Genomic DNA, 11,487 nt, shown 5'->3' on the forward strand with positions numbered 1-11,487 from the left:
CGTTGGGCCCTGTCAGGCTACCTGTTCTTTAACTGATTCGGTCTTTTTAGGGCGCCGTCCTTTTTTACGTTGTGCTTTTAATTTTTCCTGCTCGGTCAACCGATCTTCATGTGTCTGGTAATTCTGCGGTTCCAGCTTGTAGCGGTTAACCAGATCAACCCAGGCATCCAGTTCCTGTTTGACGAAACGGATGGTACCCTTTTCAGAATCGAAGTAGGAAGGAATTTCGTCATTAAAGGCCTTACGCGTCAGGTCAAATGGGCGATTAAATCCCAGATAACGGGCTGCGGTGGCCGCATTCCATTTAATATCTTCATTCTCTTCGTAACCAGGCAGACTGTAACTCCATTCGCTGCGCAATTGTTCGGCCAGCCATTCCGGATTCTCTTTGTACACGCGATCTAATTTTTGCTTGAATCCTTTGCCTCGTTTGTAATTAATCTGCGCCAGGCCAAAGGGCGCGTACAATGAACCGGGAAATTCTTTCTCGATCTGTTTGTAAATCTCTTCCGCCCGGTCCAGATGGCCAAGACGCATGTAGGCCTGGGCCAATTGATGAAGCGCCACATCGCTTTTTTCTGCCTGAGTGTAAATTTCCAGATGTTTGACCGCTTCCTCAAACTTACCCAGCTTCATTAAGGCTTTGGCAATATTTTTGTTGGCAACGGGATCTTCCGGTCTGAAAGCCAGCGCATTCCTTAAATCGTCCACTGCATTGGAGTAAAGATCGCCGTTCATCTTATTCAAGCCGCGGTTTAAATGCACATAAAATTTTATTTCATCGCTCAGGGGTTCATATTCAAAATCATTGTAGTAAAAATCCAGACTGCGCGTCGATATGATTCGCGAGCGTCCTCTGGAACGTTTGTTGTTGTTGAATTCTTTTAAAATCTTGGAAAAAAAGATACTCAATTTACGTTTAACTTCCGGTTCATTGACCAGAATGATATTCGAACTATTGCCGGCCATCTGAATCGTCTCGGCATTCTCTTCCAATGCATTGGCCTCCAGCTGTTCACTGATCTTTTCTTTAGCCCGATGAAAAACATTGTTCAAAAATTCGTTGACCATGTTTACAGGGGAACTTAAACGCATATCAATATGGCTACGATCGTAACCCGCCTCACAGCAGTACGAGTAATTAAAGGTTACCTTATTCTCATTGTAAGACCATTTTTTAAGGTAAGTGGATAATAAATGCAGATTAAAAAAATTCATACCTTCTCCTTTACAGCTATTTTATCCCATTCCACAACCAGGCTTTCCCATTAAAATATTATTAAAGTTCTCGTAAAAATACGAGCCATTCTTTTAAAAAGATTTATCCTTTTTTAAGAAAACGCGTTGCAGGAGTATTGCAAATATAATAAATCCAGTGAATTCAGATCACGAGCCTGAATTTATTAATTATCTTTCTAATTGTCAACAAAACTCAGGATTTACAAAATTAATTAACGTAAGATGATTCCCATTGTTCCTTCTTATTATCGATTTCTTTTTTCAAAATGTTATTAAAATGGTCAGAAATCATCCCTAATTTATAATTTTTTTTTAACAGATTCCACTTAAATTTTACATGCGTCCTGTGAACAAAGGCAGCAGAGCCGCAACCAAAAAACTTCTTTAAAAAATAACAGGCCGGTTCCCTGGAACCCTTTTACTCTTACACTCCTGTACTCTTAACTTTACTCTTCCAACTGCGGAAGTCATTTCACCAATTAGCCCTCACCCCCTCGATCCCTCTCTCCCAAAATAAAAATCTGAGAGAGGGGGAAGGCTTGTGTGGGAATTTTTATCACTTATGTTGGAAATACCATTCACGAACAATGGGAATTCGCTATGTCAGCTCGATGCTCATTCAACCATTCAACAAATCAACAATTCAACAGATTTACTTCCTCACATAGCACAAAAATTTTCGCACGCTATTGCATTACATCTTCTGAAGGAAGCATTCCAACCTTCCGCTGAAGTAGACCGAAACAGGCTTTTGCTCTTTCGGAAAGTAGACCGTTCCATATTTCCTTTTAAAAGCTGTAGCGCCTTTATTGACAAAAATCTGTTGAGTTTTGGGCCAGATATCCAGTGAGAATCAGTTTCCAGTGTAAGGGATTTCCACGATTCCAGGGCGGGACAAGGAAATGACGTTCAGCATGAGTCCTTACCTTATGTCCCCTCTCCTGTACAGCGAAACGTTCTTTATTTTTGTCAACTAAAGTGGAAGGGATTCCTTCCACGATGAATTAGGGGCGGATTAAGGACCTTACTCCCTGACCCAGTCTCACAAAGCGAGTCGAGTGGAAACGGTTTGGTCAGGAAAGCAGAAAAGCAAATAATTGTAAAAATATACATTAATTAAACAAGAATAAGGTTAAAATTGCGCTGGTGAAAAAATTTACTTGCATTTTTTGTAAAAATTATTATTTTCCAGCTAATTTTAACGAAACAAAGAAAGGGACTGCAATGCAGCTTACGGCAAATTGTCCTGTTTGCGATGCCAGCATCGCTTTAGAAGAAAACGTTGAACTTCACGAACTGATTTTCTGCCCGGATTGCGGGAGTGAGTTGGAGGTGGTTGATCTGAATCCTCCTGCGCTGGAAGAGGCGCCTCAGGAAGAGGAAGATTGGGGAGAGTAGCCCATGGTTAAAATTCTGGACACAACGTTACGCGAAGGGGAACAGACACCAGGCGTCTATTTTGACGGCCATATTAAGCTGGCCATAGCTGACCTGCTGGATGAAATCGGAATTGACATCATCGAGGCCGGGCACCCGATGGTTACCCCGGAAATTCACGAGGCCGTCTATCAAATTGCCAACCACGGCTACCGGGCCACCATTGCGGCCCATGCCCGTTCTCTGCGTGCTGATGTGGATCTGGCTCTGGAGTGTGGCGTACAATTTATCGGTATTTTTTACAGCGTTACCAGTGAGCGGCTGGATCAGGTGTTTCGCAAAGATTTAAGCAGTGCCATCGAACAGATTGCCAGCGTGATTCAGTACGCCAAAAAACAAAATCCCTCCCTGCTGATTCGCTACACCCCGGAGGATACGGTACGTTCTCCATTTCAGAATGTGGTTCAGGCTGCCGCGGCCGCGGTGGAGGCCGGAGCCGACATCATCAGTGTAGCTGACACGACCGGTTTTATGGTTCCGGGAACAGAACACAATATGTACGATTTTGTGTTGCGGCTCAAAGAGGCGCTGGCTCAAAAGGGCCACGAACCGATGATCGCCATTCATTGCCACAATGATCGCGGACTGGCGCTGGCCAACGCCCTGGATGGTTTTCGGGCGGGCGCCGAAATCATCGATGTCAGCGTGCTGGGGCTGGGCGAACGGGCCGGTATTGTCGATCTGGCTCAATTGCTACTGGCTTTAAAAGATATTTTTGGGGTAGAAAATGACTGGAAGCTGGAAAAACTGTTGCCGCTCTACCAATTGGTCAGTCAGTATTCCGGGCTGCCCATACCGGTTAACTTCCCCATTGTTGGTCAAAATGCCTTTACCCATTGCGCCGGAGTGCACACCCATGCCGCTGTTCAGAATCCGGTACATTATCAAAGCCTGGATCCATCGCTGGTGGGACGCAGCATGTCCGTAGCTCTGGATCACATGTCCGGGATTTCCTCCGTGCAATGGGCATTGGATCAATTAGGTATTGAGTACACCTCCGATCTCCTCAAGCGTATTTTAAGCCACATAAAACAGATTGGCCAGAAGGGCCGCACCATAGGTTCAGATGAGTTGAAACATCTGGTCGAATGGTGCAAAAAACATCCGCTTAAAAAATAGTTACCTTAAGCGACATTTTCTAAAATCGATTCAATTTTTAAGGGAGTAAAACATGCGTGTCGGATTTTTACATTCTGTCATCCGCAAAGATGAAAAATTATTGCTGGAGGAATTTCGCAAACGCCTCAATGTAGAACTTCGGATGTTTGATGACCGCCAACTGGTCTTTACGCTGGGAGCCGATCAATTTGCAGTCGATGTGATCATCGAGAGGGCTATTAACCATTCTCGTGCTTTACATGCTCTGATGCTTTTCGAGAGCGCCGGCGTTCCCTGTGTCAATACTTCTCAGGTGGCTCTGATCTGCGGCGACAAGTTGCTGACCTCGCGGGCCCTGGCTGCGCACAAAGTTCCCCAGCCTGCGGTAAAAGTGGCCTTTACCGAGCAATCGGCCATTCAAGCCATTGAAGAAATGGGTTACCCGGTGGTCATTAAACCGGCGGTCGGTTCGTGGGGACGCTTGATTTCTAAAATAAACGATCGCGATGCCGCCGAGGCCATTTTGGAACACAAAACCATTCTGGGCAGCTATCACCACTCTATCTTTTACATCCAGAAATACGTGGAAAAAAACGGGCGCGACATTCGCTCCTTTGTGGTAGGAGATGAATGTATTGCCGCCATTTACCGCAGTTCCGAGCACTGGATTACCAACACGGCACGCGGAGGTAAGGCCAGCAATTGTCCGGTCACAGAGGAAATCGCCCAAATTTCGTTGCAGGCGGCCAGAGCGGTCGGCGGAGGCGTGGTAGCCATCGACCTGTTTGAAACCAGCGAGGGATTATTGGTAAACGAGGTCAATTACACCATGGAATTTAAAAACAGCATCGATACAACGGGTGTGAACATTCCGGCTAAAATTGTGGATTATGTTTTGAAAATCGCACAGGAGGAGGCATGAGCGCAATTACGGTTTCCATTGTGGGCGCATCGGGCTATGCCGGTGGCGAGTTGTTGCGATTATTGTTGTTCCATCCTGATGTGCGCATTCAGCAGGTGACTTCAGAAAGACATTTTGGAAAATTTGTGTACAAAGTGCACCCCAATTTACGGGGCCAAACGACCTTGAAGTTTTGTAGTTTGGAAGAATTAGCGCCCTGTGACGTGTTATTCCTCTGTCTGCCACACGGTCAGGCCCAAAAAAACATCGATCACTTTTTGCACATTGCGCCGCGCATCATCGACCTGAGCGCCGATTTTCGCCTGGACAGTGCGCAAGCCTATGCCCGCTGGTACGGTCAACCGCATCAGAGACCGGACCTGCTCGAGCAGTTTGTGTATGGAATTCCAGAACTGTATCGCCAGGAAATGCAGAACGCACGGTTCATCTCCAGTGCCGGCTGTAATGCCACAGCTACGATTCTGGCCCTCTACCCGCTTTACAAAGAGGGCCTGGCCGAAGTGCAGCAGACCGTTGTTGAAGTAAAAGTCGGTTCCAGCGAAGGAGGAAATCGGCCCAACGAAGCTTCACACCATCCCATCCGTCATGGCTGTGTGCGCTCTTTTAAACCCACGGCCCATCGCCATGTGGCGGAAATTGAACAGGAGTTGAGCTTTAACGGTCCTATTACCGTCCATTTTTCGGCTACAGCCATTGAAATGGTGCGCGGCGTGCTGGCTACTGCCCATGTTTTTTTGAATCAACAGCTCAGCGAAAAGGACGTCTGGAAAATCTATCGTTCTTATTATGCCTCGGAACCCTTTGTGCGAATTGTCAAAGATCGCGATGGTCTTTACCGTTATCCGGAACCTAAGCTGGTGGTTGCTACGAACTTTTGTGATGTGGGCTTTGAGCTGGATGGTTCCAGCAATCGCCTGGTGGTTATTAGCGCGATCGATAATTTGATGAAAGGTGCAGCCGGGCAGGCTGTACAGGCTTTTAACATCATGCATGGCCTGCCGGAAAAGCGGGCGCTGGAATTTCCGGGGTTACATCCTGTGTAAGTTGGGCATTGATTGAATGGTTTAAAAAGTTTAAGGCATTTTTCGTTTGTTGCCCGATTAAAGGGAAGTAAGAGAAAAATCTTTTCAAAATCAAGAACGTAATTCACGTTTTTGGAAAGTGAATGGATGGAGAGAACATGTGTCGCATTTTGTACATGGAAACAAAGAGCGCCATTGATCCGCAACCGATTTTAAGATCATTTGCCCACATGGCACAGAATAGCGTGGAGTATCAGGGGCATGGTTGGGGATGCGCCTGGCAAACGCCTCTGGGCTGGGATGTTTACTGGAGTATTCGTCCGGTGTGGGAAGATAATTTTCAGGCCATTCCTGCCACGCAGCGCCTGTTGGTCCATGCCCGCAGCGCCTTTCGCAATCAGGGCATAGCCATCGAAAACAACATGCCATTTTTGCGGCAGGACACGGTATTTGTCTTTAACGGTGAATTGCACGGCGTGCGCCTCAGGGAAGAGGGACGCATTGGGGCGGAAAAGCTATTCCGTTTTATTTTGCGCTTGCAAAAGTCCGATTTGCTAACCGCTGTACGCCAAGCGCTGCCCATTATTTTTAAACGCTCCCGTTACGTCAGCGCCCTTAATTTCATTATGGCCAATGCAGAACAAACGGTGCTGGTTTCTTTCTTTAATGAGCGGGAAGCCTATTTTACCATGCACCAGTTTCGTTCAGCGGATCGATTGTTAGTCAGTTCTGAACCCTTGTTCAATGCAAGCGAATGGAAGCCCATTGTAAACGGTACCATTGAGGAGATTCATTTATGATGATCATTAAAATTGGCGGAGGAGAGGCCATTAATCTACCAGGTATTGCGCAGGATTTAGCTGATATTACTGAACCCCGAATTATCGTACACGGCGCCAATGCCTTGCGTGACGTCCTGGCCCAGAAATTAGGCCTGCAACGCAATGTGATTACATCCATCTCCGGCTATTCCAGCGTCTATTCGGATGCCGATGCTCTGGATGTGATGATGATGGCTTATGCCGGTTTACGGAACAAGCGGCTGGTGGAACTGCTGCAGCGTCAGGGCCTGAATGCCATTGGCCTGTCCGGACTCGACGGGCAGTTGATCCGTGGGCGACGCAATCGGGGTATTCGAGTAAAAGAAAATGGTAAAATCAAACTCTTGCGTGATTTTTCGGGAAAACCGCAAGTCGTCAATCGACCCCTGCTGGAGATGTTGCTGACTCAGGGCTATCTTCCGGTTATTACGGTGCCCATTGTCGATGAAAATGGTTTTGCCATCAATAGCGAGAATGACGATATCGTGGCCCTGCTGCAAACGGAATTACAGGCCAGAACTATCGTACAACTGATCGAAGCCCCTGGATTACTGGAAGATGCCTCTGATCCGGATTCGGTTATTTCGCGTTTGACCATAGGAGAACTGCGGATTCGCGAGCAGCAGAGTAGCGGACGTATGAAACGTAAATTACATGCCCTGGTCAAAATGTTGGAAAGCGGAAATCCGCGTGTCATCATTGCCGATGGACGTCTGGAACATCCTGTTAAAAATGCTTTAAAGGAGAAAGGAACGGTGATTCAATGAGAACCTTTCAGGAAATAGAAGATCAGTTTGCCTTGCCTCTGTTTAACAAAAGGGGATTAACGCTGGTGCGAGGAGAGAATGCGCTGGTCTGGGATGGGCAGGGGCGGCGCTACATTGATTGTGCGGCCGGGCATGGCGTGGTCAATGTGGGGCATGCCAATCCACAGGTTGCTCAGGCCTTGGCCGAACAGGCTAAAACTTTAATGACCTGCACCGGCAGTTTTTACAACGATAAACGCGCGCTGCTTTTAAAAAAGCTAATTGAAATTACGCCTGCCAGTCTGGAAAGAGCATTTCTGTGCAATTCCGGCGCCGAAGCCGTGGAAGCGGCCCTTAAATTGGCCCGATTGACTACAGGGAAAAGCGATTTTGTTTGTGCGCGTCGCGCTTTCCATGGCCGTACCATGGGCGCTCTGAGCGCTACATTTAATCCCCAGTACAAAAAAGATTTTGAACCGCTGATTCCCGGTTTCACCTTTGTGCCTTTTAACGACTATCCCGCACTGGAAAAGGCCATCGGCAATCGAACGGCTGCCGTGCTCTTAGAAGTGGTTCAGGGCGAAGGCGGGGTTCATCCGGGAGATACAGATTATTTCAGGAAAGTACAAAAATACTGCAAGGAACGTAATGTTCTGTTGATCATTGATGAGGTGCAGACCGGTTTTGGGCGAACAGGGCGCATGTTTGCCAGCGAATATGTTGACCTTCAACCAGACATGCTGTGTGTAGCCAAGGGCATTGCCGGGGGCGTACCCATGGGCGCTACATTGTGTTCGGCGAAAATAGCGGCTGCCCCCGGAAAACACGGCAGTACGTTTGGCGGCAACCCCCTGGCTTGCGCTGCTGCCCTGGCCACCATCGAATTCATCGAAGAACACAATCTACCACAGCAGGCCTTGGAAAAGGGGCAGTATTTCAAAAAACACTTTAAGAGCCAGGAGCTGCCCGTGGTGAAAGAAGTCCGGCAGCTGGGCTTGATGATTGGCATTGAGCTGAGGAAGAAGGCGCAGTCCTACATTAAAGCCTTACAGGAACAGGGCGTTATTGTGATTCCGGCCGGCCCCCAGGTTGTGCGTTTATTACCGCCTTTGACCATTGAGTACGAATTATGGGATGAGGTCATTGAAAAATTAAATAGGGTGCTCGGGCAGGAGACCTTTGAATAGGCTGAATTGGCGTTACCTGAAGGATGCGCGGAGTGCCTGAGTGTCTTCTTTGCTGTCGAGAATCTGCGCCTGAAATTGAGAGTTGCTTTTCTTTGGGCAGTAAAAATCAAGTTAATCCTAGTTCAGATTCTGAACCGGGATTTACTTGATTACATGATTACCAGGATTAAACTTCTTTGATGTCGGGATTTTGCGCCTGAAATTGAGAGTTACTTTCCTTTGGGCAATAAAAATCAAGATAATCCTTAAATCCAGACAATCAAGGTTCAAACTCCGGTCAGTGGCGGGTTCATTCATCGCCTGATCAAGAACTAAGGTTCTACACCGGACAAAATGCTGATTGAGCATTCTGTTTGTCTACTGGTCTCCAGTGAAAATGAAGGTCTGCGTATCAGGAAGGTGGAAGGGATCGGCATCTTTCCAGGTTGGAAATTTTTGTCGAAATTGCTCTAATTGATTTTTCGATAGTGTTCGGGTTGCTACCTTATCATCATCTTTCAGGTCTTCAATGATTTGCCCCACTGGATCAACCATCAGTGAGTCGCCGCAGTATTTGATCCCCAGGCCATCCACTCCAATTCGATTAACTCCAACCACATAGGCCTGGTTTTCTGCTGCCCTGGCCTGTAAAAGCGTGCGCCAGGCTGTTCGACGGCGTTCCGGCCAGTTGGCAATGTAAATAGCCAGGTCGTATGCCAGGTTTACGTTACGGCACCAGACCGGGAAACGCAAATCGTAACAGATAAAGGGCCTGATCTTCCAGCCTTTCATTTCCACCGTTAACAATTGGTTTCCCGCACTGTAAATTTCGTGTTCGCCGGCCATCCTAAAGAGATGTCTTTTGTCGTAATAATGAAATTTCCCAGATGGTGTGATCCAGATTAAGCGATTAAAAAAGCGCTGGCCATCCTGAACAATCAAACTTCCAACAAGGTGAATATTCCTTTTAGCAGACATTTTGCGCATCCACTCGATTGTGGGCCCATCCATGCCTTCTGCCCAGTGCCGGGCTTCCATGGTGAATCCCGTTGTAAACATTTCCGGTAAAAGGACCAGATCCGTAGGCTGCTCCATTTGAAGGATTTTTTCTTCAAACGACTGACGATTTTTTTCAGGAGCCTGCCAGTGTAAGGAAGACTGAATTACGGTTACCGTGAAATCTGACATAAGCGTTCTCCGGCTTCTATGAGTGTTTGATCCTGTTTGGCAAAGCAAAAGCGAATAAGGTGTTGCTCAGGGGGCTCGTTGTAAAAGGGAGAAAGAGGAATGGCTGCCACCCGGTGTGTGGTTGTCAGCCATTGGGCAAAAGCCACATCCGAATCCTGTGAAATTCTGGAGTAATCTGCCAGTTGAAAATAGGTGCCGCGACAGGGTAATAATTCAAACTCCGATGCTAATAGTGATTTTTTAAAAAGATTGCGCTTCTTCTGATAAAATTTAGGCAAATTGAGGTACAGCTCTTTTTTGCTCAAAATATCGGCATAAGCCCATTGCACGGGCGTGTTAACGGCAAAGGTAATGAATTGATGGATCTTCCTGAATTCGTAACTTAACAACTCGGGCGCGGCGCAGTAACCGACCTTCCAGCCGGTGGTGTGGTAGGTTTTACCAAAGGAGCTGATAACGAAAGTCCGCTTCTGAAGCGCTGGATGCATGGCCAGACTGATATGTTTTTGATTGTCAAACACAATATGTTCGTAAACCTCGTCGCTGACAATAAAGATGGAAGTGCCATCCAGCAATTCAGCTAACCGGGCCACATCCTCTTTGGTCAGAACGGAGCCGGTGGGATTGTGCGGTGAATTAATAATGATCAATCTGGTCTTTTTGGAAATGGTTTTTCTTACAACAGACCAGGGAATCCTGAAATCCGGCGCCTGAAGCCGAATAAAACGGGGCACACCCCCGCTGTATTTTACCACAGGCGGATACGCGTCGTAAAATGGTTCAAAAATAATCACTTCATCACCAGGTTGCACAACGGCGGTAATGGCTGCGTACAGAGCCTCAGTGGCCCCGGCTGTGATGGTAATCTCTGTTTCAGGATCGTAAAGGGCGCCATATAGCTGGTTAATCTTTTTAGAAAGAGCCTGGCGCAAAGGCAAAATGCCGGGCATGGGCGCGTATTGATTTTTGCCTTTTTTAATATAGTGGTAAACCAGATCGATCAACAGCGAATTGCAATTGAAGTCCGGAAAACCTTGCGACAGATTGATAGCTCCGCTTTCTTCCGCCAGCTTACTCATAACGGCGAAGATGGAAACTTCTAATTCCGGTAATTTGGAGCGAATGGGAATGCCTTCCATATAATTAGAGGTCCTCGTGTTTAGCGTTGTTGTTCTGTAATTTGTGTTGCTGATGGATTCGGGCCTGGCTAATCAGCCAGCCAAGGGCAAAAAAGAAAATCCAGAAACCGGAAATACCACGTAAATTATTGCCCGCCCACCGTGTACGAATCATCATGCCCATGTTGAAAAGGGCGTAAAGGCCAACAAAGGCCACAAAAAAAGGTAACCAGAAAGGCGTATTGGTTCGTAACACCTGTAGCGGTGTTAAGGTGGGTTGGATTCGGTGCAGTTGTTTGAGCAATCGACTGCTCAATAGCCAGATGAGAACCATGCCCACGGTCAGGAACAGTTCGATGGAATAGGGAATGTTTTCCCTGCCCAGGAAAATAGCCAGATGTACCACCAGAGCTGCGGTCATTAACAGTAAAGAAGCGATCCATAAAAATTTAGCGTTGATTTGCATTGGTTACCGATTTTTTTGTTTTTAAATTAACCAAAACAGGTCAATAAGACAAACCCGATTGTCCAACCAAAAGACTGAAAAATTCTGAAAAGTTGACCTGCTTCAATTGGAATACTTCCTTCAAAAGTTCAATCCCTCCTGGCGGGATGCAAAAATTTGTGTGCAGTATGAGGAAGTAAAAAGGTTGAGTTGTTGAATTGTTTAATTGTAGAATGGCCCGTCCTAGAAAACGGGATTTTCGCTTGGCTCCAACTTCGGCCGGAC

Annotated in this window: 11 protein-coding genes; 7 read left to right on the forward strand and 4 right to left on the reverse strand. The window is 46.9% G+C overall.

Annotated features, from left to right (window positions below; translation table 11 throughout):
- Positions 1 to 12 precede the first annotated feature (12 nt).
- On the reverse strand, positions 13 to 1,218 hold the full coding sequence (locus ACWB0I_RS03110; RefSeq protein WP_479386574.1) for a tetratricopeptide repeat protein: 1,206 nt from the start codon (positions 1,216 to 1,218) through the stop codon (positions 13 to 15).
- 1,245 nt (positions 1,219 to 2,463) lie between these two features.
- Between ACWB0I_RS03110 and lysW the strand changes: the two genes are divergently transcribed.
- The 7 genes from lysW to ACWB0I_RS03145 all read left to right on the forward strand — a co-directional run bounded on the left by lysW (position 2,464) and on the right by ACWB0I_RS03145 (position 8,472).
- Positions 2,464 to 2,637, forward strand: coding sequence for a lysine biosynthesis protein LysW (gene lysW, locus ACWB0I_RS03115; RefSeq protein ID WP_479386575.1), 174 nt, complete (start codon positions 2,464 to 2,466; stop codon positions 2,635 to 2,637).
- Between the two features lie 3 nt (positions 2,638 to 2,640).
- Positions 2,641 to 3,795: a LeuA family protein gene (locus tag ACWB0I_RS03120; protein WP_479386576.1), complete on the forward strand. Its 1,155-nt coding sequence runs from the start codon at positions 2,641 to 2,643 to the stop codon at positions 3,793 to 3,795.
- 52 nt (positions 3,796 to 3,847) lie between these two features.
- Positions 3,848 to 4,696, forward strand: a complete 849-nt coding sequence (gene lysX / locus ACWB0I_RS03125; RefSeq protein WP_479386577.1) for a lysine biosynthesis protein LysX — start codon at positions 3,848 to 3,850, stop codon at positions 4,694 to 4,696.
- Complete coding sequence (gene argC, locus ACWB0I_RS03130) at positions 4,693 to 5,739, forward strand: N-acetyl-gamma-glutamyl-phosphate reductase (protein WP_479386578.1); 1,047 nt, start codon at positions 4,693 to 4,695, stop codon at positions 5,737 to 5,739. Before lysX ends, argC begins: the two co-directional genes overlap by 4 nt.
- A 137-nt stretch (positions 5,740 to 5,876) precedes the next feature.
- Positions 5,877 to 6,518: a class II glutamine amidotransferase gene (locus tag ACWB0I_RS03135; RefSeq protein ID WP_479386579.1), complete on the forward strand. Its 642-nt coding sequence runs from the start codon at positions 5,877 to 5,879 to the stop codon at positions 6,516 to 6,518.
- A complete protein-coding gene (locus ACWB0I_RS03140; protein ID WP_479386580.1) occupies positions 6,515 to 7,306 on the forward strand; it encodes a [LysW]-aminoadipate kinase in 792 nt (263 codons plus the stop codon). Before ACWB0I_RS03135 ends, ACWB0I_RS03140 begins: the two co-directional genes overlap by 4 nt.
- Entirely contained in the window at positions 7,303 to 8,472 is a 1,170-nt protein-coding gene (locus ACWB0I_RS03145; RefSeq protein WP_479386581.1) for an aspartate aminotransferase family protein, read from the forward strand. Before ACWB0I_RS03140 ends, ACWB0I_RS03145 begins: the two co-directional genes overlap by 4 nt.
- Positions 8,473 to 8,829: 357 nt before the next feature.
- Here ACWB0I_RS03145 and ACWB0I_RS03150 read toward each other — a convergent pair whose 3' ends face one another.
- Genes ACWB0I_RS03150 through ACWB0I_RS03160 form a run of 3 tightly spaced genes read right to left on the reverse strand, consistent with a single transcriptional unit; the run spans position 8,830 to position 11,223 of the window.
- A complete protein-coding gene (locus tag ACWB0I_RS03150) occupies positions 8,830 to 9,639 on the reverse strand; it encodes an amidohydrolase (protein ID WP_479386582.1) in 810 nt (269 codons plus the stop codon).
- Entirely contained in the window at positions 9,621 to 10,778 is a 1,158-nt protein-coding gene (locus tag ACWB0I_RS03155) for a methionine aminotransferase (protein ID WP_479386583.1), read from the reverse strand. Before ACWB0I_RS03155 ends, ACWB0I_RS03150 begins: the two co-directional genes overlap by 19 nt.
- Before the next feature lie 4 nt (positions 10,779 to 10,782).
- A complete protein-coding gene (locus ACWB0I_RS03160) occupies positions 10,783 to 11,223 on the reverse strand; it encodes a hypothetical protein (protein WP_479386584.1) in 441 nt (146 codons plus the stop codon).
- Positions 11,224 to 11,487 lie beyond the last annotated feature (264 nt).

The sequence above is a fragment of the Caldithrix sp. genome (assembly GCF_056497305.1).